The 25,206-nt window shown below is 54.6% G+C and carries 21 protein-coding genes and 2 tRNA genes; 18 read left to right on the plus strand and 5 right to left on the minus strand.

The annotated features are described in order from the left end of the window. Positions 1-112: 112 nt before the first annotated feature. Positions 113-1,108, plus strand: coding sequence for a Fe2+-enterobactin ABC transporter substrate-binding protein (gene fepB / locus K6958_RS02585; RefSeq protein WP_249893199.1), 996 nt, complete (start codon positions 113-115; stop codon positions 1,106-1,108). Here fepB and fes read toward each other — a convergent pair. Beyond that, positions 1,068-2,276: an enterochelin esterase gene (gene fes, locus K6958_RS02590; protein ID WP_350355799.1), complete on the minus strand. Its 1,209-nt coding sequence runs from the start codon at positions 2,274-2,276 to the stop codon at positions 1,068-1,070. The genes fepB and fes overlap by 41 nt on opposite strands. A 127-nt stretch (positions 2,277-2,403) precedes the next feature. Between fes and K6958_RS02595 the strand changes: the two genes are divergently transcribed. Further along, positions 2,404-4,644: a TonB-dependent siderophore receptor gene (locus tag K6958_RS02595; RefSeq protein ID WP_249893200.1), complete on the plus strand. Its 2,241-nt coding sequence runs from the start codon at positions 2,404-2,406 to the stop codon at positions 4,642-4,644. On the opposite strand, the gene pmrB is transcribed toward K6958_RS02595, so the two are convergent. From pmrB to dacB, 3 genes are read right to left on the minus strand one after another with little or no spacing between them, the layout of a single operon-like run. Continuing rightward, positions 4,622-5,716 carry a two-component system sensor histidine kinase PmrB gene (pmrB, locus tag K6958_RS02600; protein WP_249893201.1) on the minus strand — a complete coding sequence of 365 codons (1,095 nt, stop codon included), beginning with the start codon at positions 5,714-5,716 and terminating at the stop codon, positions 4,622-4,624. The two genes, K6958_RS02595 and pmrB, sit on opposite strands and share 23 nt — an antisense overlap. Beyond that, positions 5,713-6,375 carry a two-component system response regulator PmrA gene (gene pmrA, locus K6958_RS02605; protein ID WP_249893202.1) on the minus strand — a complete coding sequence of 221 codons (663 nt, stop codon included), beginning with the start codon at positions 6,373-6,375 and terminating at the stop codon, positions 5,713-5,715. Before pmrA ends, pmrB begins: the two co-directional genes overlap by 4 nt. Before the next feature lie 5 nt (positions 6,376-6,380). Further along, on the minus strand, positions 6,381-7,814 hold the full coding sequence (dacB, locus tag K6958_RS02610) for a serine-type D-Ala-D-Ala carboxypeptidase (RefSeq protein ID WP_249894576.1): 1,434 nt from the start codon (positions 7,812-7,814) through the stop codon (positions 6,381-6,383). A gap of 250 nt (positions 7,815-8,064) precedes the next feature. Here dacB and greA point away from each other — a divergent pair, with 250 nt between their 5' ends. Next, positions 8,065-8,541: a transcription elongation factor GreA gene (gene greA, locus K6958_RS02615; RefSeq protein WP_249893203.1), complete on the plus strand. Its 477-nt coding sequence runs from the start codon at positions 8,065-8,067 to the stop codon at positions 8,539-8,541. Between the two features lie 227 nt (positions 8,542-8,768). Here greA and yhbY read toward each other — a convergent pair whose 3' ends face one another. Beyond that, positions 8,769-9,062 (minus strand): ribosome assembly RNA-binding protein YhbY, encoded by a 294-nt coding sequence (gene yhbY, locus K6958_RS02620; RefSeq protein WP_085068292.1) that lies wholly within the window; start codon positions 9,060-9,062, stop codon positions 8,769-8,771. 125 nt (positions 9,063-9,187) lie between these two features. Here yhbY and rlmE point away from each other — a divergent pair, with 125 nt between their 5' ends. The 15 genes from rlmE (at position 9,188) to nlpI (ending at position 25,097) form a co-directional block, all read left to right on the plus strand. Further along, positions 9,188-9,817: a 23S rRNA (uridine(2552)-2'-O)-methyltransferase RlmE gene (gene rlmE / locus K6958_RS02625; RefSeq protein ID WP_249893204.1), complete on the plus strand. Its 630-nt coding sequence runs from the start codon at positions 9,188-9,190 to the stop codon at positions 9,815-9,817. A gap of 55 nt (positions 9,818-9,872) precedes the next feature. Then, positions 9,873-11,804 carry an ATP-dependent zinc metalloprotease FtsH gene (ftsH, locus tag K6958_RS02630; RefSeq protein ID WP_249893205.1) on the plus strand — a complete coding sequence of 644 codons (1,932 nt, stop codon included), beginning with the start codon at positions 9,873-9,875 and terminating at the stop codon, positions 11,802-11,804. 84 nt (positions 11,805-11,888) lie between these two features. Beyond that, complete coding sequence (folP, locus tag K6958_RS02635; RefSeq protein WP_249893206.1) at positions 11,889-12,722, plus strand: dihydropteroate synthase; 834 nt, start codon at positions 11,889-11,891, stop codon at positions 12,720-12,722. A 7-nt stretch (positions 12,723-12,729) separates the two neighbouring features. Further along, positions 12,730-14,064 carry a phosphoglucosamine mutase gene (gene glmM, locus K6958_RS02640; RefSeq protein ID WP_249893207.1) on the plus strand — a complete coding sequence of 445 codons (1,335 nt, stop codon included), beginning with the start codon at positions 12,730-12,732 and terminating at the stop codon, positions 14,062-14,064. Between the two features lie 298 nt (positions 14,065-14,362). Then, complete coding sequence (secG, locus tag K6958_RS02645) at positions 14,363-14,692, plus strand: preprotein translocase subunit SecG (RefSeq protein ID WP_249893208.1); 330 nt, start codon at positions 14,363-14,365, stop codon at positions 14,690-14,692. Between the two features lie 47 nt (positions 14,693-14,739). Next, positions 14,740-14,826: transfer RNA gene (locus K6958_RS02650), tRNA-Leu, on the plus strand. A gap of 59 nt (positions 14,827-14,885) precedes the next feature. Then, a tRNA-Met gene (locus tag K6958_RS02655) sits at positions 14,886-14,962 on the plus strand. Positions 14,963-15,172: 210 nt separating this feature from the next. Beyond that, on the plus strand, positions 15,173-15,625 hold the full coding sequence (gene rimP / locus K6958_RS02660) for a ribosome maturation factor RimP (RefSeq protein ID WP_249894577.1): 453 nt from the start codon (positions 15,173-15,175) through the stop codon (positions 15,623-15,625). 24 nt (positions 15,626-15,649) lie between these two features. Then, a complete protein-coding gene (gene nusA, locus K6958_RS02665; RefSeq protein WP_249893209.1) occupies positions 15,650-17,137 on the plus strand; it encodes a transcription termination factor NusA in 1,488 nt (495 codons plus the stop codon). Positions 17,138-17,154: 17 nt separating this feature from the next. Next, positions 17,155-19,845 carry a translation initiation factor IF-2 gene (infB, locus tag K6958_RS02670; protein WP_249893210.1) on the plus strand — a complete coding sequence of 897 codons (2,691 nt, stop codon included), beginning with the start codon at positions 17,155-17,157 and terminating at the stop codon, positions 19,843-19,845. 99 nt (positions 19,846-19,944) lie between these two features. After that, complete coding sequence (gene rbfA, locus K6958_RS02675) at positions 19,945-20,349, plus strand: 30S ribosome-binding factor RbfA (protein ID WP_249893211.1); 405 nt, start codon at positions 19,945-19,947, stop codon at positions 20,347-20,349. Next, on the plus strand, positions 20,349-21,293 hold the full coding sequence (truB, locus tag K6958_RS02680; RefSeq protein ID WP_249893212.1) for a tRNA pseudouridine(55) synthase TruB: 945 nt from the start codon (positions 20,349-20,351) through the stop codon (positions 21,291-21,293). The genes rbfA and truB overlap by 1 nt, the downstream gene beginning before the upstream one ends. Before the next feature lie 106 nt (positions 21,294-21,399). Further along, positions 21,400-21,669, plus strand: a complete 270-nt coding sequence (gene rpsO, locus K6958_RS02685) for a 30S ribosomal protein S15 (RefSeq protein WP_038628742.1) — start codon at positions 21,400-21,402, stop codon at positions 21,667-21,669. Between the two features lie 287 nt (positions 21,670-21,956). Beyond that, a complete protein-coding gene (gene pnp / locus K6958_RS02690; RefSeq protein WP_249893213.1) occupies positions 21,957-24,086 on the plus strand; it encodes a polyribonucleotide nucleotidyltransferase in 2,130 nt (709 codons plus the stop codon). Between the two features lie 126 nt (positions 24,087-24,212). Continuing rightward, positions 24,213-25,097: a lipoprotein NlpI gene (gene nlpI, locus K6958_RS02695; RefSeq protein WP_249893214.1), complete on the plus strand. Its 885-nt coding sequence runs from the start codon at positions 24,213-24,215 to the stop codon at positions 25,095-25,097. Positions 25,098-25,206 lie beyond the last annotated feature (109 nt).

Raw genomic sequence — 25,206 nt, forward strand, 5'->3', positions numbered from 1 at the left:
GGCTTAATGCCGGGCTTTTTTTTTGCTGTTTCACCCTCTTGGGCAGCCAGCAGTAGCGCAACGGTAAAGAAAATGATTATCATTATCTCTCAATTTCTCGTTGGGATAGATCATGTCTTATCGTCGCCTTTGTTCCCTGTTGAGCCTGCTGATAGTTTTATCCGCCAGCGCGTTATCCGCTTTGGCCGAGCCTGACGGCTGGCCACGCCAGTTAACCAGCGGTAAACAAACGCTTACCCTGCAGCCGCCGCCCCGGCGTATTGTCTCAACCAGCGTTACCCTGACCGGCTCTTTGCTGGCGATTGATGCGCCGGTTATCGCCAGCGCCGCCGCCATGCCCGGTAAACGTTTCACTGACCAACAGGGTTTTTTCCGCCAGTGGGGGGAGATTGCGCGTCAACGCCACGTCCAGCGGCTGTATAACGGCGAACCGACGGTTGAAATGATTGCCGCCGCCCAGCCCGACCTGATCGTCGTCAGCGCGACCGGGAATGATTCGGCGCTGGCGCTCTATCCGCAGCTGGCGGCGATCGCGCCTACGCTGGTGGTGAACTATGACGATAAAAGCTGGCAGCAGGTGATGAAGGATCTAGGCCAGGCCACGGGCCATGAAGCCCTGGCGGAGCAGCGCATCGCCGATTTTGATCGACGCTTACAGCAGCTGCGTACAACGATTACGCTGCCGCCGCAGCCAGTATCCGCTTTCGTTTATAACCGTCACGGGCCTACAATTAACCTGTGGACCCACGCTTCCGCCCAAGGGCAGCTGCTACAGCAACTTGGCTTTACTCTGGCCGTTCCCTTACCTGGCGGCTTTGATCTGATGGCATTGCAGAAACGGCGTGACAAGGTACAGCTAAGCGGCGAAACGCTGGTTAATGGCTTAACCGGCAAAACCTTTCTGCTGTTTGCCGCTGATGATAAAGATGCCGCTGCGTTAATGCATGAACCGCTGCTGGCAGGCGCGCAGGCGGTACAGCAACGGCGTGTTATCGCCCTGGGCGAGGATAGCTTCCGGCTCGATTATTATAGCGCCGGGCACTTGCTAACGCGTATCGGTCAGCTGTTTAGCAAAGCGCAGCCCACAGCGCCTGCAGGCCATCCGTAAGGCCGCCGCGCCAGCAGAGCGCATCATGACCGCCTTCGAATTCACGATAGTGAACAGCGTGGCCGGAAGCCTGTAGCAGCGGCAGCAGCGTGCGGTTTGATTGCAGAATGATCTTTTCATGTAAGCCAGCTTCAAGCCAGAGCCGCTGTGGATGATCCGCGCCTAAACCCTCTCTAAGCTGTTCCCCCAGCCAGCCGCCACTGCTGGCGGTATGGCGGTCGGGCCACCAGAAAGAGCCTGACAGGCTAACGGCGCCGTTAAAAGCGTGCGGCCAGCGCAGGGCAGCATAGAGCGCGGACAGTCCGCCATAGCTCTGACCGGCGACCAGCGTGGGTAATCTTTGATCCCATGATGGCAACCACTCACTTACTTGTGGCAGCAGCTCTTCCTGCAGCGCCAGCCAGAACTCAGGGTTACAGGTTAGCTCCTGGCTGCGCTGTGCCGTGCCGATAGCATCGATAAAAAGATAACAGGCTGGCGGCAACGCGCCGCGCTGCGTTAACCACTCCAGCGGCGCGGCGAGAGGCATACCGTTCGCCCAAAATTGACCGTCCAGCAAAATAGCCAACGGACGGGACGCGGCGCGCTCTTTTCCCGTTGTGAGTAGCCAGACTGAACGCCGGTTGGCAAGGCGCGAACTGTACCATAAGCGGGTCACCAGCTGCGGGGCAGGAGCGGCAGGATTGCGATCCAGTGTCTGCCATGCAGGCTGCGGCGGCGCGGCGGGCATATGCAGTGGTGAAACCGCATGCCCACGGCCATTGCGCCAGCTGCGTAGCGGATTCAGCGGATCGGCGATAGCTGCCGGCAAATGGGTTTTCCACCAGCTGCGCAGTTTGTCGGCAGCCAGATTATCGGCCGGGAAATCACTATCATCCTGACTGGGGATCAGGCAGTAACTGCCTCGCCAACCGCTGCTAAGCCTAACCTCGCCTTGCCAGATATCGGTGTCGGCAACGCGCTGGAGCGAAAAAGGGCGTTGCTGACGATGATGATCGGTGATACCGGCAATATTGAGCCAGACGCGCCGTGTCGTGGAGCGATGTTCATCGCCCTCGGGATCGCGCCAGTAAAAAACGGTCCGGCAGCGTTCTCCCTGTGCCTCCGCGATTTCTGGCACACCAGCCTGCATTTTTGCCTGCCACCAGGCGTCGCTACCTATCTTCACTACGCGTTTCCTTAATGGTAAACCGCAAAAGTTAATTGATAACAATATTGATAATCATTTTCATTTTCAATAATCTGTTTCAGCTTGTTAACAGGGCGTATAACCTGGCATTTATAACGGAAATAAAATGAAAAAAGCACATTCTATAGCTTATCAGCTTCTGGTGCCGCTCACGCTGGCCAGCGGAGTATTAAGCGTCAACAGCGTGGCGGCAGAAATTTCAACGGAAAACGGCGCAGAAGATGGCACGCTGGTGGTTACGGCACAGCAGCAAACCTTACAGGCGCCGGGCGTCTCGACCATTTCGGCTGAACGGATCAAAAAGCATCCGCCAGCACGCGATGTATCAGAAGTTATCCGTACGATGCCGGGCGTTAATCTCACCGGCAACTCTACCAGCGGCCAACGCGGCAATAATCGACAGATTGATCTCCGCGGGATGGGGCCGGAAAACACGTTAATTATGGTGGATGGCAGGCCGGTAACCAGCCGCAACGCCGTACGCCTGGGCTGGCGCGGCGAACGTGATACCCGTGGCGACAGCAACTGGGTGCCGGCGGAAATGATCGAGCATATCGATGTGCTCCGTGGGCCGGCAGCGGCGCGTTACGGTAACGGCGCCGCCGGCGGCGTAGTGAATATCATCACCAAAAAAGAGAGCGACGGCTGGCACGGCTCATGGAATACCTATTATAACGTGCCGCAGCATAAGGAAGAGGGCGGTACCCGACGCACTAACTTTAGCCTGAACGGCCCGCTTGCTGACAATCTTAGCTTTCGCCTGTACGGTGGCCTGAGTAAAACCCAGGCAGATACCCAGTTTATCAATGAAGGACATCAATCCTTACGTACCGGCACCTATGCCGATACAGTACCCGCTGGGCGGGAAGGGGTAGAGAGCAAGGATCTCAATGCGTTGCTGCGCTGGGCTTTTGCGCCGATGCAGGCGCTGGAATTTGAGGCGGGCTACAGTCGTCAGGGCAACCTGTATGCCGGAGACACGCAAAACACCAATACCAATGCGCTGGTGGACAAATATTACGGCAAAGAAACCAACCGGCTTTATCGGCAGAATTTCGCCGTTACCTGGACCGGCGCATGGGATAACGGCATCAGCACCAAAAGTTTCGCGCAATATGAAAATACCCGTAACTCGCGTCTGAATGAAGGTCTGGCTGGCGGTACGGAAGGGATTTTCGCCAGTGACAGCTTCTCGACCATTGAACTGAACGATGTGCTGCTGCACAGCGAAATCAGCGTGCCGTTTGAATTATGGATCAATCAAACCGCCACCTTAGGGACCGAGTGGAATCAGCAGCGGATGAAAGATCCCAGCTCCACCAAACAGGCGCTGACCGGCGGCGCTATTGACGGCATCTCTGACGGCACCCGCAGCCCCTATACCCAGGCGGAGATTTTCTCGCTGTTTGCGGAAGATAACCTTGAGCTAACCGACAGCACCATGCTGGTGCCGGGGTTGCGCTTCGATCACCACTCTATCGTCGGCAATAACTGGAGTCCTTCGCTTAACCTTTCGCAAATGCTGGGCGATGAGGTCACGCTTAAACTGGGCATCGCCCGCGCTTATAAGGCGCCAAGCCTCTATCAGACCAACCCTAACTACGTCTTGTACAGCCGTGGGCAGGGCTGCCCGGCCAGTAGCGGCGGCTGTTATCTGATCGGCAACGACGATCTTAAGGCGGAGACCAGCATCAACAAAGAAGTGGGTCTGGAGTGGAAGCGCGATGACTATCAGCTGGGTCTGACCTGGTTCCGTAACGATTACCGTAACAAAATTGAGTCGGGCTACCTGCCCAGCACCACTTCAACCAACGGCGCTACCGATGTGTATAAGTGGGAAAACGTGCCGAAAGCGGTGGTAGAGGGGCTGGAAGGTACGGTGAATCTTCCGCTCAGCGATACGGTAAGCTGGAATAACAATCTGACCTGGATGCTGCAGAGCAAAAACAAAGAGACCGGCGATCGCTTATCGATCATTCCGCAGTATACGCTGAACTCAATACTGAGCTGGCAGGCGACGCAGAACCTGTCGTTGCAGACCTCTTTCACCTGGTACGGCAGACAGACGCCGAAGAAGTACAATTACAAAGGGGAAACGGTGACCGGCAGCGAGCTGGATGAGGTAAGTCCTTATTCAGTGCTCGGCCTTAGCGGGACGATGGACGTGAATAAATATATCAGCGTCACGCTCGGCGTGGATAACCTGCTGGATAAACGTCACTTCCGTGCAGGGAATGCGCAAACTACCGGCAATGCCGCGACCGGCTCTTATATGTATGGCGCAGGTGCCAACACCTATAATGAAGCGGGTCGTACCTGGTATCTCAGTCTGAATACTCACTTCTGATCGGTTGCCCGCCGCCCGAGTTCAGGGTAGCGGGCAACCAGCATTGCGCTTTCAGACCGGAGCGATCCTGGCGATTACTTAACTGCAACTTCCCGCCGTGCAGCTGCAAAATCCGCAGCACGATATTTAAACCCAGACCGCTACCGCCGTAGCGCCGATCGCCGCGATGAAATGCCTGCGTCAGCGCATCTGCGGTCTTTTCATCAATGCCGGGGCCTTCATCGCACACCACCAGCAGGCTGCCCTTCTCCTGCGCCTGTAGCTGCAGCGTCACCCGCGAACGCTGCGGGCTATAGCGGGAAGCATTTTCCAGCAGGTTACGCACCAGCAGACGCAGCAATACCGCATCGCCCTGTACCGTCATATCCTGTGGCGTCCACTCCAGCGTCTGTTGACGCTGTTTCAGCAATTCAGCCATTTCAGCCTGTAAAGGAAGAAAGATATCGCGCTGCCAGCTCAGCGTCTGATAATGGCCGCTGGCCAGTGCCTGCCCGGCACGCGACAGCATCAGCAGTTGCTCGATAACGTGCATTAGCTGATCGATACGCGCGACCAGCATCGGCGCCTGTTTAATTTCCTGCTGCGCCATCAGTTCCAGATGCAGGCGCAGCCCTGCCAGCGGCGTGCGTAGCTCGTGCGCCGCATCGGCCGTAAAGAGCCGTTCCTGCTGAAGCGTTTGATTAAGGCGGGCAAGTAGCTGATTGATCGCGCGGGTCACCGCCACAACTTCTTCCATCTCTGAATAGACCGGCAGCGGCGACAGATTATCGGCGGAGCGCTCAGCCAGACTGTTCTGTAAAGCATTAAGCGGACGAATAACCCAGCTAATCGCCCAGAAAGAGAGCACCAGCGTAAAGCCGACCATCACCAGCGACGGCAGCAGAAGAGACGCTATCGCCTCGCGGATTTCGTTTTCAACATGCTGATTACGTGATTTCGCCGTTAGCGTTTCGTTAACCAGAAAACCGATCTGCTCACGACTTTCGTGCCATAACCAGATGGCGCTCATCAGCTGGCAGGTCAGCAGAATAAGCGCCAGCATGATCAATAAACGCCGACGCATACTGTTCATAGGCGCTCTTCCAGCCGATAGCCGACGCCGCGCACCGTTTTGATACGATCTTTACCCAGCTTGCGGCGCAGATTATGGATATGCACCTCCAGCGCATTGGAGCCATTATCATCCTGCCAGCTGTAGATATCCTGCTGTAGCGTCTCACGATGCACCGTTTGCCCAATGCGCATCAATAGGCGTGAGAGAAGCGCGAACTCTTTAGGCGTCACCTCTATTGGCTGATTATCCACCGAGACCTGTAACGAGGAGAGGTTAAGCGCCAGATCGCCATGGCGTATCTGATTATCGCTGTGCCCTTGATAGCGCCTAATCAGCGCCCGTACGCGCGCTTTTAGCTCGGCCAGCGCAAAAGGCTTAACCAGATAATCATCGGCGCCGGCATCCAGCCCGCTTACCCGATCTTCCAGCGCATCGCGCGCCGTCAGAATCAACACCGGCAGATCGATATTCTGCCGCCGCCAGCGGCGCAGCAGATCGGCACCGTCCGCATCCGGCAGGCCAAGATCCAGCACCGCTAAACTGTATTGCCCGCTATGCAGCAGGCCATCCGCCTGCGCCGCCGTAGCAGCACAATCAATGGCGTAGCCCTCGCTGCTAAGCGCGAGGGCGATACCTTCCTGCAACAGCACATCATCTTCCACAATGAGAATTTTCATGCGCCTCAGTTATTCTGGTAGATGTCCTTGTATAGCCGGCTTTCAAAACGTACCAGCGGCACCCGACGTATCTTCTTATCTTCAGGCGGTACGGCATAGCCGGAGAGAAACTGCACAAAAGCCACGCGCTGACCGCTGGCGGTAGTAATAAAGCCTGCCAGATTATACACCCCAGAGAGCGAACCGGTTTTGGCGGAAACTTTGCCATCCACGCCCGCCTCATGCAGACCGCCGCGATAGCGCAGGGTGCCATCGTAGCCGGCCAGCGGCAGCATTGAGATAAAGTTCAGCTGTTGGTCGTTCTGAGCGATGTATTGCAGCACCTGCATCATGGTCGCCGGCGAGATCAGATCGTGACGCGACAGGCCGGAACCGTCCACCTGAATGCTGTTGCCGAGATCGATATTCGCCTTTTGACGCAGAATGCGACGCACTGCATCCGAACCCGCGCGCCAGGTGCCAGGAACGTTAAAATAGTGACCGCCAATGGTGCGGAAAACCGTATCGGCAATCATGTTGTCCGATTTTTTCAGCATGATTTTCAGCAAATCATGCAGCGGCGCGGACTGTGTCTCTGCCAGCAGGGTGCCAGGTTCGGTCACGCGCGTTTGACGCACCAGGTGCCCAGTGTAATCAATCCCGGCATCCTGCAGCATCGCTTTTAAAATAGCGCCGGACCATGCGGCGCCATCCTGAATAGCGAAGGCCAGCGGCAACGGTTCGCTGCGCTGTGTCATACAGCCGGTCAGCGTAAAGCGGTTCAGCTCTCCCGGCACCACATCCAGCTCACAGTAGGGCGCAGCGGGCGAGCCTTTCGCCAGGGTACGCACCTGGCTGAACATGGTCACCGGATAGTATGTCGCGACGCGAATAAAGGCGTTATCGTCGGGACGATCGGCGCTATAGAGCGAAACGGAAAAGCAGTTTTTATCGACAATCGCGGCGGCTGGTGGCGCGCTAAAGCACTGGGTGTTGTCGTTCCATGGCCAGCCGGGCGCCTTGTCGTGGCTGGCGAAAACCGAGGTATCAATCACCAGGTTGCCCTGAATATGAGTAATGCCCTGTTTAGTCAGTGCGCTGACCATATTACGCAGATCCTGACGCGATAATGTCGGATCGCCGCCAAAGCGGGCGATCAGGTCGCCCTGCAGCGTGCCGTTATCCACTTTGCCCTGGGTTTCCAGCGTGGTACGAAAGCGGAAGTCCGGGCCCAACTCCAGCAGTGCTGCGAGCGCCGTCACTACTTTCATGGTGCTGGCTGGCAAAGCCATTTGTTTACTGTGATAATCGACCAGCGGCGTTGATGAACCCACTTTTTGTGCCATCAGCGCCAGGTTTGCGCCATCCGGTAAATATTGTGTGTATTCTTCCACAGGTGCTGCCTGAGCTTGCAGCATAAACGCACAGGTTAGTCCGGTAACAAGTCGTAAAAATCGCATAATCTCGCGGTAACTGACGGGTGAAGCCGTCATACTACGGTGCATCGCAGTAGAAAGTAAACGATGACCCATAGGGAACTCTGGGTTAAAATACGTATCAAAATGCAAACCCGAATCCTGACCTGGAGCCTGCTCCGGGTCAGGTTTCTTTTGTTTGCGAATCAGCCGGTAGCGTTGCACAACGCGTCAGGCCGACGACCCAATGGTCAGGACGACAACAAGCAAACAGGACCGATGACGAGGTATTAAAATGAATCAGATTCCGATGACGTTAAGGGGCGCAGAGAAGCTGCGTGAAGAACTGGAAGAGCTGAAGACCGTCAGACGCCCCCGTATTATTGCCTCAATAGCGGAAGCGCGTGAGCATGGCGATCTGAAAGAGAACGCCGAGTATCACGCCGCACGTGAAGAACAGGGCTTTTGTGAAGGGCGTATTCAGGAGATCGAAGCCAAGCTCTCTAATGCGCAGGTGATCGATGTGACTAAAATCCCTAACAATGGCCGGGTGATTTTTGGCGCGACGGTATCCGTGCTCAATATTGATACTGATGAAGAGTCGACCTATCGTATCGTTGGCGATGACGAGGCGGACTTTAAGCAGAACCTGATTTCCGTAAATTCGCCGATGGCGCGCGGGTTGATTGGTAAAGAAGTGGATGACGTGGTGGTGATTAAAACGCCCGGCGGCGACGTCGAGTATGAAATTCTGAAAGTAGAATATCTCTAATCGCTTCTGACGCATCGCATGAATGTAAAGAAAGGAAAAAGGCCGCACCGCGGCCTTTTATCCTGTGCAGGAGCATGGCAACTTCTTCCGGCTGACGCTATTCGTCATACTTCAGGCTGCATGTGGGCGGGATATCCCAGCCACTTACCAGGGTAAGCTTGCAGAAAGTCGCTGCGATGCCCGGTTCATGCAACCCGCTTTATGGCGCGTATCATCAGCGCGACCGATTAGCGCGGCAGGGAGATTTTACGTTCTTCTGACGGTCGGTACAGCACCAGCGTCTTGCCGATAACCTGCACGTTGCAGGCTCCCGTTTCACGAACAATGGCTTCTACCATCAGGTTTTTCGTTTCCCGATCTTCGGTAGCGATCTTCACCTTAATCAGTTCGTGATGCGCAAGCGCCTGCTCGATTTCGGCCAGCACGCCTTCAGTCAGGCCGTGGTTACCCAGCATAACAACGGGTTTCAGCGGATGGGCCAGACCTTTTAGGTGCTGTTTTTGTTTGGTACTCAGATTCATCGTATATTTTTACTTACATTGGGATTGAAAACGGTACATTCTACCGCCATCTCTGGTATATCACCAAACAGGACATCATTATGTTTGGTTATTTATCGCTACGATGAAGAATAGTTGGAAAAAGTATGACAGGTAAAAAGCGTTCGGCCAGTTCCAGCCGCTGGCTTCAGGAACACTTTAGCGATAAATATGTGCAACAGGCACAGAAAAAGGGGTTGCGTTCGCGCGCCTGGTTTAAACTTGATGAAATACAGCAGGGCGATAAGCTGTTCAAGCCTGGAATGACCGTGGTCGATCTGGGTGCGGCGCCCGGCGGTTGGTCGCAATATGTCGCTACTCAGATTGGCTCAAAGGGACGTATTATTGCCTGTGACATTTTGCCGATGGATCCTATCGTTGGTGTCGATTTCCTTCAGGGCGATTTTCGTGAAGAATCAGTAGTGAAAGCGCTACTGGAACGCGTCGGAGAAGAGAAAGTCCAGGTTGTCATGTCCGATATGGCGCCCAATATGAGCGGCACGCCAGCCGTTGATATTCCCCGGTCGATGTATTTAGTTGAGCTGGCACTGGAAATGTGTCGCGATGTACTGGCACCAGGTGGCAGTTTTGTAGTGAAAGTATTTCAGGGAGATGGCTTCGATGAATACCTGCGGGAAATTCGCTCCCTGTTTACGAAAGTGAAAATTCGTAAGCCGGACGCTTCGCGTTCACGTTCACGCGAAGTGTACATTGTAGCGACAGGGCGCAAACTATAGTACCCTACGCTGTCTGTTAACACAGTTGTAATAAGAGGTTAATCCCTTGAGTGACATGGCGAAAAACCTGATTCTCTGGTTGGTCATCGCAGTTGTGCTGATGTCTGTTTTCCAGAGCTTTGGGCCCAGCGAGTCGAATGGCCGTAGGGTTGATTATTCAACCTTCCTGTCGGAAGTGAACCAGGATCAGGTCCGCGAGGCGCGTATTAACGGGCGTGAAATCAACGTTACCAAAAAAGACAGTAATCGATATACGACCTACATTCCCGTCAACGATCCCAAGTTACTCGATAACCTGTTGACTAAAAATGTAAAAGTTGTCGGTGAACCGCCGGAAGAGCCGAGCCTGCTGGCTTCTATCTTCATCTCATGGTTCCCGATGCTGCTGCTGATTGGCGTCTGGATCTTCTTTATGCGCCAGATGCAGGGCGGAGGCGGCAAAGGCGCGATGTCCTTTGGTAAAAGCAAAGCCCGCATGCTGACGGAAGATCAGATCAAAACCACCTTTGCAGATGTCGCAGGCTGCGATGAAGCGAAAGAGGAAGTGGGCGAGCTGGTGGAATACCTTCGCGAACCCAGCCGCTTCCAGAAACTGGGCGGTAAAATTCCGAAAGGCGTCTTGATGGTGGGCCCGCCGGGTACCGGTAAAACGCTGCTGGCGAAAGCGATCGCTGGTGAAGCTAAGGTGCCTTTCTTTACTATCTCCGGTTCCGACTTCGTAGAGATGTTTGTCGGTGTGGGTGCTTCTCGCGTGCGTGATATGTTTGAGCAGGCGAAGAAAGCGGCACCGTGCATTATCTTTATCGATGAGATCGATGCGGTAGGCCGTCAACGTGGCGCCGGTTTAGGCGGCGGTCACGATGAGCGTGAGCAGACCCTGAACCAAATGCTGGTGGAGATGGATGGCTTTGAAGGCAATGAAGGTATCATCGTTATTGCCGCAACTAACCGTCCAGACGTGCTTGATCCGGCGTTGCTGCGTCCGGGCCGCTTCGACCGTCAGGTTGTAGTTGGTCTGCCGGATGTCCGTGGTCGTGAGCAAATTCTGAAAGTGCATATGCGTCGCGTGCCGTTGGCGACTGATATCGATGCTGCCATTATTGCTCGTGGTACGCCGGGCTTCTCCGGTGCCGATCTGGCTAACCTGGTGAACGAAGCCGCTCTGTTTGCCGCTCGCGGTAACAAGCGCGTGGTCTCGATGGTGGAATTCGAAAAAGCGAAAGACAAAATTATGATGGGTGCGGAACGTCGCTCCATGGTAATGACGGAAGCGCAGAAAGAATCTACCGCCTACCACGAAGCGGGCCACGCCATTATTGGTCGTCTGGTGCCGGAACACGATCCGGTGCATAAAGTGACGATTATTCCGCGTGGACGTGCGCTTGGGGTAACCTTCTTCCTGCCGGAAGGCGATGCGATTAGCGCCAGCCGTCAGAAACTGGAAAGCCAGATCTCTACCCTGTACGGCGGCCGTCTGGCTGAAGAGATTATCTACGGTTCGGAACATGTTTCCACCGGTGCTTCCAACGACATCAAAGTCGCGACGAACCTGGCGCGTAACATGGTAACGCAGTGGGGCTTCTCTGAAAAATTGGGTCCGTTGCTGTATGCGGAAGAAGAGGGTGAAGTTTTCCTTGGACGTTCCGTTGCTAAAGCCAAGCATATGTCCGATGAAACGGCGCGTTTGATCGACCAGGAAGTGAAGCTGCTGATTGATAATAACTATCAGCGTGCCCGTCGCATCCTCAACGAGAACATGGATATTCTGCACGCGATGAAAGACGCATTGATGAAGTATGAAACCATCGATGCGCCGCAAATCGACGACCTGATGGCCCGCCGTGAAGTGCGTCCGCCAGCGGGTTGGGAAGATCCAGGCTCTTCCGGTCATTCGGATAATAACGGTTCGCCGAAGGCGCCGCGTCCGGTTGATGAGCCGCGTACGCCGAACCCAGGTAACACCATGTCTGAGCAGTTTAATAAATAAGCGCAGACAGTAGACTAAAAACCCCGGCTGGTCCGGGGTTTTTTACATCTATCACATGAGCAAACGCCGCAAGGAGAAATAAAGATGAAGTTGTACGCCAGGGATTCCCTACTGGATCTGTCCCATCCCCATGTTATGGGTATTCTTAACGTCACTCCTGACTCTTTCTCCGATGGTGGTCAGCATAACACGCTGGTGGCAGCGTTAACGCATGCCAATGAGATGGTAAACGCCGGCGCGACAATTATTGATATTGGCGGCGAATCAACCCGACCGGGCGCGGATGAAGTAAGCACGCAAGAAGAACTGGAACGGGTGATACCGGTGGTTGAAGCGATAGCTCAGCGCTTTGAAGTATGGATTTCCGTTGATACCTCGAAGCCTGAAGTGATTCGTGAGTCAGCGCGAGTGGGCGCTCACATTATTAATGACATTCGCTCGTTACAGTCGCCTGGCGCGCTTGAGGCCGCCGCAGAAACCGGCCTGCCGGTGTGTCTGATGCATATGCAGGGCGAGCCGGGCACCATGCAGGCTGCGCCGCACTACGCTAACCTGCTGCAGGAAGTTAACGATTTTTTTGTTGATAATATTGCGCGTTGTGAAGCCGTAGGGATTAAAAAATCGCAGCTGCTACTCGACCCGGGCTTCGGATTCGGTAAGAATCTCAGCCACAATTATCAGCTTCTGGCGCATCTGGCCGATTTCCATCATTTTGGTCTGCCGCTACTGGTAGGTATGTCGCGCAAATCGATGATTGGGCAGCTGCTAAACGTAGGGCCTTCTCAGCGTTTAACCGGTAGCCTGGCCTGTGCGGTGATTGCGGCAATGCAGGGCGCGCAGATTATACGCGCGCACGATGTCAAAGAGACCGTAGAGGCAATGCGCGTCGTGGAAGCCACACGTTCAGCGAAGGAATAATAACGCTATGAGTAATCGTAAATATTTTGGCACCGACGGCATTCGTGGCAAGGTCGGCGAAATGCCTATTACGCCTGATTTTGTATTGAAGCTGGGCTGGGCCGCTGGAAAGGTGCTGGCGCGCCACGGATCGAAAAAAATCATCATCGGTAAAGATACGCGCATTTCCGGCTATATGCTGGAGTCGGCGCTAGAAGCGGGGCTGGCCGCCGCCGGGCTTTCCGCCGCCTTCACCGGCCCGATGCCTACGCCGGCCATCGCTTATCTAACCCGCACCTTCCGCGCTGAAGCCGGTATCGTGATCTCCGCATCGCATAACCCGTTTGAAGATAACGGCATCAAATTCTTCTCTTCCGAAGGGACTAAACTGCCGGATGAGGTAGAGGAAGCGATCGAGCAGGAAATGGAAAAACCGTTAACCTGCGTGGAATCCGCTCAGCTGGGCCGTGCGAGCCGTATTGTGGACGCCGCCGGTCGTTATATTGAGTTTTGCAAAGGCACTTTCCCCAGCGAATTGAATCTGAACGGCCTGAAAGTGGTGGTCGACTGCGCCAATGGCGCCACCTATCACATCGCGCCTAACGTATTGCGCGAGCTGGGCGCAACGGTTATTTCGCTGGGCGTGCAGCCTGACGGCATGAATATCAACAAAGAGTGCGGCGCGACCGACGTGCGCGCCTTACAACAACGCGTGCTGGAAACCAAGGCCGATGTTGGGCTGGCATTCGACGGCGACGGCGACCGCGTGATGATGGTTGACCATCTGGGTAATAAGGTCGATGGCGATCAGATCCTGTATATTATTGCGCGTGAAGGCCTGCGTCAGGGACAGCTGCGCGGCGGGGTAGTGGGCACGTTGATGAGCAATATGGGGCTTGAGCTGGCATTAAAACAGCTGGGCATTCCTTTTGCGCGCGCCAAAGTCGGCGATCGCTACGTGCTGGAAAAACTGCAGGAAAAAGGCTGGCGTCTGGGCGCAGAAAACTCCGGACATGTCATTCTGCTGGACAAAACAACCACCGGCGACGGCATTGTTGCAGGTTTGCAAGTACTTACCGCTATGGCGCGTAACCATATGACGTTACACGACCTGTGCAGCGGCATGAAGCTGCTGCCGCAGATTCTGGTTAACGTACGCTTTAGCGGCGAGACGGACCCGCTGGAAAGCGCTGAAGTAAAAGCCGTGACGGCTGAGGTCGAAAAAGCGTTAGCGGGGCGTGGCCGCGTTCTGTTGCGTAAATCCGGCACTGAGCCGCTTATCCGCGTGATGGTGGAAGGCGAAGACGAGGCGCAGGTTACCGCGCTGGCGCATCGTATCGCCGATGCGGTAAAAACGGCCTGATGACCATAAACGGAAAGGGGCAGGCCTGCGGTTAACGGCCTCTCCCTTCCGCTATTGATGCTGATTCCCGTCGCGGACAAAGCGGTTTTGCTCTGAGGCGGGAACGGGTAGTTTCGGCGTAAAAAACAGCATGATGGCGCTTTTTTCCGCAATCGGCGTTGCGGGGAAAAATTGCGCTTGCAGATGCCTGAGCCTTTGGTTAGTATTCACACCCGCTTCTGATGGGTAATAACGATTATCCCGTCAATTGGTTTGAAGCTTTTGATGTGCGGTGACCGCGCAAGGAAACAGGTTGATTATGTACGAAGCTCTGTTAGTCGTTTTTCTGTTAGTAGCAATTGGCCTTGTTGGTCTGATCATGCTGCAGCAGGGTAAAGGCGCTGATATGGGAGCCTCCTTTGGTGCAGGCGCTTCCGGCACGCTGTTTGGATCTGCAGGTTCTGGTAACTTCATGACCCGTATGACTGCAGTGTTGGCGACCCTGTTCTTCGTTATCAGCCTGATTCTGGGTAACCTGAACAGCAATAAAACAGCCAAGGGAAGCGAGTGGGAAAACCTGACTCAGCCGGCACAGTCTCAGACTGCACCTGCTAAACCGGCAGCGCCGGGCAGCGATATCCCGCAATAAGTATCAAGCTTTCGACGCGACTCAGGATAAGGTCGCGGTCTTAAAGTGCCGAGGTGGTGGAATTGGTAGACACGCTACCTTGAGGTGGTAGTGCCCGATTGGGCTTACGGGTTCAAGTCCCGTCCTCGGTACCAAATCTCAGTTTTACTTGCATTTTGTGCAAGATTGGCGTAATATTCGCCACGTTTTCGGACGCGGGGTGGAGCAGCCTGGTAGCTCGTCGGGCTCATAACCCGAAGGTCGTCGGTTCAAATCCGGCCCCCGCAACCACTTTCCCTTAGAGTTATTTTTCAAATATACTGTATGCATCTTCGGACGCATCCGCAGCCAATTTTGAAAAAAATTCTTTGGATGGTGTGCCGAGCCGCAGTCGCGGCATACAGGGTCCAGTCGCATTAAGCCCCGATTTATCGGGGTTTTTTGTTATCAGGAATCGCAATACTGGGCTATATGCCCTTTTTTTATGTCTTGGGGGTGGGCTTGTCCACATTAGAGCAGAAATTAACAGAGATGATTTCAGCACCGGTAGAAGCGCTTGGCTACGAACTGGTCGGTATCGAGTTCATTCGTGGTCGCACTTCGACGTTGCGCATCTATATTGATAGTGAAGATGGCATCAATGTTGATGATTGTGCTGATGTCAGCCACCAGGTAAGCGCAGTCATGGACGTAGAAGATCCCATCACCGTGCCTTACAACCTGGAAGTTTCCTCGCCGGGCCTTGAGCGCCCACTATTTACTGCTGAACACTATGTACGATTCACCGGTGAGGAAGTCAGCCTGGTGCTGCGTATGGCCGTCCAGAACCGCCGCAAATGGCAGGGCATCATTAAAGCCGTCGAAGGTGAAATGATTACGGTAACCGTCGAGGGTAAAGATGAAGTGTTCGCGCTGAGCAATATTCAGAAAGCGAACCTGGTCCCCCACTTTTAAAAGTCCGGATTGAGGCTAACCAGGATGAATAAAGAGATCTTAGCTGTTGTAGAAGCCGTTTCTAACGAAAAAGCCCTGCCGCGTGAGAAAATCTTCGAGGCGCTGGAGAGCGCACTGGCCACTGCAACCAAGAAAAAATATGAGCAGGAGATTGATGTTCGCGTTAGCATCGATCGTAAAAGCGGCGACTTTGATACGTTCCGCCGTTGGCAGGCCGTAGAAGAGGTCACGCAGCCGACGCGCGAAATTACGCTGGAAGCCGCCCGTTATGAAGATGAAACCATCAATCTGGGCGACTTTGTCGAAGACCAGATCGAGTCGGTAAAATTTGACCGCATCACCACGCAGACCGCCAAGCAGGTTATCGTACAGAAAGTACGTGAAGCAGAGCGCGCAATGGTGGTCGATCAGTTCCGCGAGCAGGAAGGCGAAATCATCACCGGCGTGGTGAAGAAAGTTAACCGCGATAACATTACGCTGGACCTGGGTAACAACGCTGAAGCGGTTATCCTGCGTGAAGATATGTTGCCGCGTGAAAACTTCCGTCCCGGCGACCGTATCCGCGGCGTACTCTATGCGGTGCGTCCGGAAGCGCGCGGCGCGCAGCTGTTCGTCAGCCGTTCTAAACCGGAAATGCTGGTTGAGCTGTTCCGTATTGAAGTGCCGGAAATCGGCGAAGAAGTGATTGAAATTAAAGCGGCGGCACGCGATCCGGGTTCACGCGCTAAAATCGCGGTGAAAACCAACGATAAGCGTATCGATCCTGTTGGCGCCTGCGTAGGTATGCGCGGCGCGCGCGTTCAGGCCGTATCCAGCGAGCTGGGCGGCGAGCGTATCGATATCGTGCTGTGGGATGATAATCCGGCGCAGTTCGTGATCAACGCCATGGCGCCTGCCGATGTCGCTTCAATCGTGGTTGATGAAGATAATCACACCATGGATATCGCCGTAGAAGCTGGAAATCTGGCACAGGCGATTGGCCGTAACGGCCAAAACGTACGTTTGGCTTCGCAACTGAGCGGTTGGGTGCTGAACGTAATGACGGTCGATGATCTGCAGGCGAAGCATCAGGCAGAAGCGCATGCTGCTATTGGTGTCTTTACTAAACACCTGGACATCGACGAAGAGTTCGCCACCGTGCTGGTCGAGGAAGGTTTCTCTTCTCTGGAAGAGTTGGCCTATGTGCCAATGAATGAGCTGCTGGAAATCGACGGCCTGGATGAAGCGACTGTAGAAGCACTACGCGAACGTGCGAAAAATGCGTTAACGACCCTGGCGCTGGAAAAGGCGGAGAGCCTTGGCAACGGCGTACCTGCTGACGATCTGCTAAACCTTGAAGGTATGGATCGCGACCTGGCCAATAAGCTGGCGGCAAGAGGTGTTTGCACGCTGGAAGATCTGGCCGAGCAGGGTGTTGACGATCTGACAGATATTGAAGGCCTGGACGACGAGAAGGCCGGCGCCCTGATTATGGCGGCGCGTAATATCTGCTGGTTCGGCGATGACGCGTAATAACAGGAAGGAACAGCATGACAGATGTAACCGTAAAATCGCTGGCCGCAGAGATACAGACCTCGGTGGAACGCCTGGTACAGCAGTTTGCTGATGCAGGGATCCGTAAGTCTGAAAATGACTCTGTAACCCAGCAAGAAAAAGAAACCTTACTGACGCACCTGAACCGCGATAATGGCAGCCCGTCAGGTAAGTTAACGCTGCAGCGTAAAACGCGTAGCACCTTGAATATTCCTGGCACCGGGGGTAAAAGTAAGTCGGTGCAAATCGAAGTCCGCAAAAAGCGCACCTATGTAACAGAGGATGCTGAGGCTGAAAAAGCTAAGGCTGAAGCAGAAGCGCAGGCGCAGCGTGAAGCGGAAGAACAGGCTCGTCGTGAGGCGGAAGAGAAAGCCACGCGCGAAGCAGCGGAAAAAGCGAAGCGTGAAGCCGAAGAGCAAGCCAAACGTGAAGCCGTGGAAAAGGCTAAACGCGAAGCAGCGGAAAGTGAGAAAGTGACGAACCAACAAACCGACGAAATGACCCGGGCCGGACAGTCTGATAAAGCCCGCCGCGAAGCCGAAGCCGCAGAGCTGAAGCGTAAAGTGGAAGAAGAAGCCCGCCGCAAGCTGGAAGAAGATGCGCGCCGTGTCGCTGAAGAAGCACGCAAACTGGCAGAGCAGAAAGCAGGCGACTGGGAAGTAAAACCAACCGAGAGCGATGACGCTGACTATCACGTTACCACTTCTCAACATGCCCGCCAGGCTGAAGACGAAAACGACCGCGAAGTAGAAGGGGGTCGTAGCCGTACTCGCACCACCGCTAAAGCGCCGCGCCCGCGTAAGGGCAACAAACATGCAGAAGCTAAAACCGATCGTGAAGAAGCCCGTGCGGCCATTCGCGGCGGCAAAGGCGGCAAGCATCGTAAAGGCAGCACGCTGCAGCAGGGCTTTAACCGTCCGGCGCAGGCCGTTAACCGTGACGTCATCATTGGTGAAACCATCACCGTGGCGGAACTGGCTAACAAAATGGCGGTGAAAGGCTCCCAGGTCATCAAAGCGATGATGAAAATGGGCGCGATGGCCACCATCAACCAGGTTATCGATCAGGAAACCGCTCAGCTGGTCGCGGAAGAGATGGGACACAAAGTGATCCTGCGCCGCGAGAACGAGCTGGAAGAAGCGGTAATGAGCGATCGTGACACCGGCGCTGCCGCGGAATCTCGCGCGCCAGTGGTGACCATCATGGGTCACGTTGACCATGGTAAAACCTCGCTGCTGGACTACATTCGCTCCACCAAAATCGCCTCTGGCGAAGCGGGCGGCATTACCCAGCACATCGGTGCTTACCATGTTGAAACCGACAATGGCATGATCACCTTCCTGGACACCCCGGGCCACGCCGCGTTTACCGCAATGCGTGCACGTGGTGCGCAGGCGACGGATATCGTGGTACTGGTAGTCGCAGCGGACGATGGCGTAATGCCGCAGACCGTTGAGGCCGTACAGCATGCGAAAGCCGCTGGCGTGCCGGTAGTGGTTGCCGTCAACAAAATTGATAAGCCTGACGCCGATCCGGATCGCGTGAAAAACGAACTGACTCAGTACGGTATCATTCCGGAAGAGTGGGGCGGCGAGAACATGTTCGTTAACGTTTCTGCGAAAGCAGGTACCGGCGTTGACGACCTGCTGAACGCGATTCTGCTGCAGTCTGAAGTGCTGGAGCTGAACGCAGTGCGCGCCGGCATGGCGAGCGGCGTGGTGATCGAATCCTTCCTGGATAAAGGTCGCGGCCCGGTTGCTACCGTTCTGGTACGTGAAGGTACGCTGCGTAAAGGCGATATCGTACTGTGCGGCTTTGAATATGGCCGTGTGCGTGCGATGCGTGACGAGATGGGCCACGAAGTGACCGAAGCGGGTCCGTCTATTCCAGTGGAAATCCTGGGTCTGTCCGGCGTTCCGGCTGCGGGCGATGAAGCGACCGTGGTGCGTGACGAGAAAAAAGCGCGTGAAGTGGCGCTGTATCGTCAGGGCAAATTCCGCGAAGTCAAACTGGCGCGTCAGCAGAAATCTAAGCTGGAAAACATGTTTGCCAACATGACCGAAGGCGACGTGTCCGAGCTGAACATCGTACTGAAAGCGGACGTACAGGGTTCTGTCGAAGCGATTTCCGACTCCCTGCTGAAACTTTCTACTGATGAAGTGAAAGTGAAGATTGTGGGTTCAGGCGTGGGCGGTATCACCGAAACCGACGCAACGCTGGCTGCAGCTTCCAACGCGATCATCCTGGGCTTTAACGTCCGTGCCGACGCTTCAGCGCGCCGCGTTATCGAAGCGGAAAGCCTGGATCTGCGTTACTACTCGGTCATCTATAATCTGATCGATGAAGTGAAGGCAGCGATGAGCGGTATGCTGGCGCCGGAATACAAACAGCAGATCATCGGCCTCGCCGAGGTGCGCGACGTGTTCAAATCGCCGAAGTTTGGCGCGATTGCTGGTTGTATGGTTACCGAAGGCGTGGTTAAACGTCATAACCCAATCCGTGTACTGCGTGACAACGTGGTTATCTATGAAGGCGAGCTGGAATCCCTGCGTCGCTTTAAAGATGACGTCAACGAAGTGCGTAACGGCATGGAGTGTGGTATCGGCGTTAAGAACTACAACGACGTTCGCACCGGCGATATGATCGAAGTCTTCGAAGTGATCGAAATCCAGCGTACCATCGAATAACGATCGCATCGCAAGTGGCATTTGGGAAGCCGAGCGCTTCCCCGGACTGAGCCCCGCCATTTCATGGTCGGGGCTCAGCCATTATCAGGAGAAATAATTATGGCGAAAGAATTTGGTCGCCCACAGCGTGTCGCACAGGAACTGCAAAAAGAGATCGCCATGATCATCCAGCGGGAGATTAAAGATCCGCGCGTGGGTATGATGGTGACCGTGTCCGGTGTCGACGTTTCACGCGATCTGGCCTATGCCAAAGTGTTTGTAACCTTTCTGAATGATGACGATGCGGATTCCATTAAGGGCGGCATCAAAGCGCTGCAGGATGCGTCTGGCTACATCCGTTCGCTGCTCGGCAAGGCGATGCGTCTGCGTATCGTGCCTGAGCTGACCTTCTTTTACGACAACTCGTTGGTAGAAGGGATGCGGATGTCCAACCTGGTCACCAACGTAGTGAAAAAAGATGCGCAGCGTCGGGGTCCGGCGGACGAAGGCGGCGAGGAGGAGTAATGAGTCGTCCTCGTCGTCGCGGCCGCGATATTCATGGTGTGCTGCTGCTTGATAAGCCTCAGGGGCTCTCTTCCAACGATGCGTTGCAAAAAGTGAAGCGTATCTTCCGGGCGAATAAAGCAGGCCACACCGGCGCGCTGGATCCGTTAGCGACCGGCATGCTGCCGATCTGCCTGGGAGAAGCAACCAAGTTCTCGCAGTATCTGCTGGATGCGGATAAACGCTATCGGGTGATCGCCCGTCTGGGGCAGCGCACCGATACCTCGGATGCCGATGGTCAGGTGATCAGCGAACGCGCCGTGACCTTCAGCCAGGCGCAGCTGGATGCGGCGCTGGAAAGCTTTCGCGGCGAAACGCAGCAGGTGCCTTCCATGTACTCCGCCCTGAAATATCAGGGGCGTCCGCTGTATGAATATGCGCGTCAGGGCGTTGAAGTGCCGCGTGAAGCTCGCGCGATTATCGTGCATGAACTGCAGTTTATTCGCTGGCAGGATAATGAGCTGGAGCTGGAAATCCACTGCTCGAAAGGCACCTACATTCGTACCATCATCGATGATTTGGGCGAAAAGCTGGGCTGCGGCGCGCATGTGATTATGCTGCGTCGTCTGCAGGTGGCGCGTTATCCAATTGAAAAGATGATCACGCTTGAGCAGCTCTCCGCCTTACAGGGCGAGCCCGGCGATCTGAGCGAAGAAGCACAGGCGCAGCTGGATGCTTTGCTAATGCCGATGGATAGCCCGGCATCCGATTATCCGGAAGTTAACCTGAGCGAGATAGCCGCCGGCTATTTTCAGCAAGGGCAGCCGGTGCAGGCGTCAGGCGCGCCGCGTAGCGGCCTGGTGCGCGTTACCGTCGGTGAAGCGCGTAAGTTTATCGGCATGGCGGAAATGGCGGACGATGGCCGCGTGGCGCCGCGCCGTTTGGTCGTGGAATATTCTGCCTGAGCTATTTGCACTCATCTCAGCCTGAGAGTAGAATAACGCGGCTTTACATGGGGTCGCTGAATTAGAGATTGGCACCCTGAAATTTATCATTTAACTGGAGTTCATTATGTCTCTAAGTACCGAAGCTAAAGCAGAGATCGTTGCTAAATACGGTCGTGGCGCTAACGACAGCGGCTCAACCGAAGTTCAGGTTGCACTGCTGACTGCTCAGATCAATCACCTGCAGGGTCACTTCTCTGAGCATAAAAAAGACCACCACAGCCGTCGCGGTCTGCTGCGCATGGTTTCTCAGCGTCGTAAGCTGCTGGATTACCTGAAGCGTAAAGATGTTGCTCGCTACACCAGCCTGATCGAAAGCCTGGGCCTGCGTCGCTAAGTCTTAACGTACTGTTTTATGGCGGTTACGCCAGCAGAACGGTATGGTGCAAGTTTCGTAAAAAAGGGGGCCTCCGGGCCCCTTTTTTCAAGCAATCGGCAGCAATCCAGCGCAATCTATTGTATTGTTGCAGTATGTGATCTTTATTTGCAGAGGTTCGCGCGGCTAATGAGAGACTTTATGCCCGACAGGTATAAGGATTGTCATTAGTCGCGAGGATGCAATAAAGGTTTAAAACCCACAGCAGGCAAGCTGTTCGTGCCTGTTTAGACGTAAAGGAAGTTATTTTGCTAAATCCGATTATACGTAAATTCCAGTATGGTCAGCATACCGTAACGCTTGAGACCGGTATGATGGCTCGTCAGGCCACTGCTGCCGTTATGGTTAGCATGGATGATACTGCTGTATTTGTTACCGTTGTTGGCCAGAAAAAAGCTAAACCAGGTCAGGACTTCTTTCCGCTGACCGTAAACTATCAGGAGCGTACCTACGCTGCTGGTCGTATCCCGGGAAGCTTCTTCCGTCGCGAAGGCCGCCCAAGCGAAGGCGAAACCCTGATTGCGCGTCTGATTGACCGCCCGGTTCGTCCGCTGTTTCCGGAAGGCTTCGTAAACGAAGTGCAGGTTATCGCTACCGTAGTATCGGTAAACCCGCAGGTTAACCCGGATATCGTCGCGATGATTGGCGCCTCTGCCGCGCTGAGCCTCTCCGGTATGCCGTTCAACGGCCCGATCGGCGCTGCGCGCGTTGGCTACATCAACGATCAGTACGTGCTGAACCCAACCTCCGATGAGATCAAACAGTCTCGTCTGGATCTGGTAGTAGCCGGTACGCAGGGCGCGGTACTGATGGTGGAATCCGAAGCGGATATCCTGACCGAAGAACAGATGCTGGGCGCGGTCGTTTTCGGCCATGAACAGCAGCAGGTCGTGATTGACAACATCAACGCGCTGGTTGCTGAAGCGGGCAAACCGCGTTGGGACTGGCAGCCTGAAGCCGTCAATGAAGCGCTTAACGCGCGTATCGCTGCGCTGGCTGAAGCCCGCCTGAGCGATGCTTACCGCATCACTGAAAAGCAACAGCGCTATGCGCAGGTTGATCTGATCAAATCAGAAACCGTTGCCGCTCTGCTGGCGGAAGATGAAACCCTGGATGAGGGTGAAATCAGCGACATCCTGCACCACATCGAGAAAAACGTGGTGCGTAGCCGCGTTCTGAACGGCGAGCCGCGTATCGACGGTCGTGAAAAAGATATGATCCGTGGCCTGGACGTTCGTACCGGCGTGCTGCCGCGTACTCACGGTTCCGCCCTGTTTACCCGTGGCGAAACGCAGGCGCTGGTTGCCGCGACGCTGGGTACCGCTCGCGACGCGCAGAGCCTTGACGAGCTGATGGGCGAGCGTACCGATAATTTCCTGTTCCATTACAACTTCCCTCCGTACTCCGTAGGCGAAACTGGAATGGTAGGTTCACCGAAGCGTCGTGAAATCGGTCATGGTCGTCTGGCGAAACGCGGCGTGCTGGCAGTTATGCCTAAGCTGGATGAATTCCCGTATACCGTGCGCGTAGTATCTGAAATTACCGAATCTAACGGTTCTTCCTCTATGGCTTCCGTCTGTGGCGCCTCTCTGGCGCTGATGGATGCTGGCGTGCCGATTAAAGCGGCCGTAGCCGGTATCGCGATGGGTCTGGTGAAGGAAGGCGATCGTTACGTGGTGCTGTCCGATATCCTTGGCGATGAAGATCACCTGGGCGATATGGACTTTAAAGTTGCTGGTAGCCGTGAAGGTATCACCGCGCTGCAGATGGATATTAAAATCGAAGGTATCACCCGCGAAATCATGCAGGTTGCGCTGAATCAGGCCAAAGGTGCGCGTCTGCACATTCTGGGCGTGATGGAGCAGGCGATCAGCACGCCGCGTGGCGATATCTCTGAGTTCGCACCGCGTATTCACACCATCAAGATCAATCCGGACAAGATCAAGGACGTGATCGGTAAAGGCGGTTCCGTGATCCGTGCGCTGACAGAAGAAACCGGCACCACTATCGAAATCGAAGATGACGGTACGGTGAAAATTGCAGCGACCGACGGTGATAAAGCGAAGCATGCTATCCGTCGTATCGAAGAGATTACGGCAGAAATCGAAGTGGGCCGCATCTACAACGGTAAAGTGACGCGTATCGTCGACTTCGGCGCCTTCGTCGCGATTGGCGGCGGCAAAGAAGGTCTGGTTCATATTTCTCAAATCGCTGACAAGCGCGTTGAGAAAGTGACCGACTACCTGCAGATGGGCCAGGAAGTACCGGTTAAGGTACTGGAAGTGGACCGTCAGGGCCGCGTGCGTCTGAGCATCAAAGAAGCCTCAGAGCAGCAGCCGCAGGCAGAAACTGCAGCCGTTAACCCTGAAGCAGAGTAAAAGCGCGTTCGACATTGAGCTCTCCTCCCCGTGGGGAGAGCTGTTTCGTTGCGAGGGCGGGAATCCTTGTGCATGGCAGGCGGATGACAGGACGTGCATCCCAATGTTGGTATTCGGGAGTGGGAAATGAAGCCTTTTTTGCGCTGGTGTTTCGTTGCGACAGCTATTACGCTGGCAGGATGCAGCAACTCAAATTGGCGTAAGAGCGATGTGCTGGCGGTTCCGCTACAGCCAACTCTGCAACAGGAAGTCATCCTGGCGCGCATGGAACAAATTCTTGCCAGTCGCGCATTGACCGATGATGAGCGTGCACAGCTATTATATGAGCGCGGAGTGTTGTATGATAGCTTAGGTCTGAGGGCATTAGCGCGGAACGATTTTTCGCAAGCGTTGTCTATAAGACCAGATATGCCTGAAGTATTTAATTATTTAGGTATATACTTAACGCAGGCGGGCAACTTTGATGCCGCCTATGAAGCGTTCGATTCTGTACTTGAGCTTGATCCAACTTACAATTATGCGCATTTAAACCGTGGTATCGCCCTCTATTACGGCGGACGATACAAGTTAGCGCAAGATGATCTGCTGGCGTTTTATCAAGACGATCCTAACGATCCTTTCCGCAGCCTGTGGCTTTATCTCGATGAACAAGAGATAGACGCCGATAAGGCGAAAGTAGCGCTGAAACAGCGTTACGATAAGGCGGACCGCGATCAATGGGGATGGAATATTGTCGAGTTCTACCTTGGCGACATTAGTGAAAAAACACTGATGGAACGTCTCAAGGCGGACGCAACGGATAACACCTCGCTCGCTGAACATCTCAGTGAAACCAACTTCTATTTAGGTAAGTACTACCTAAGTCTGGGGGAGAAGGACAGCGCGGAAGCGTTGTTCAAACTGGCGGTTGCTAACAACGTACATAACTTTGTTGAGCACCGATACGCATTGTTGGAACTGGCGCTGTTAGGCCAGACACAAGACGATTTAACAGAATCTGACCAGCAATAGCTGACGAACACCTGAGTCCATTTTTTGTAAAAAATGTCATCACCTTCCGGGGTGACGGCTTTTTTGTTCGTCAAAACATCTAATTTGAGCCGGTTCACATTTTTCAATG

Source organism: Mixta hanseatica, assembly GCF_023517775.1.
Lineage (GTDB): Bacteria > Pseudomonadota > Gammaproteobacteria > Enterobacterales > Enterobacteriaceae > Mixta > Mixta hanseatica.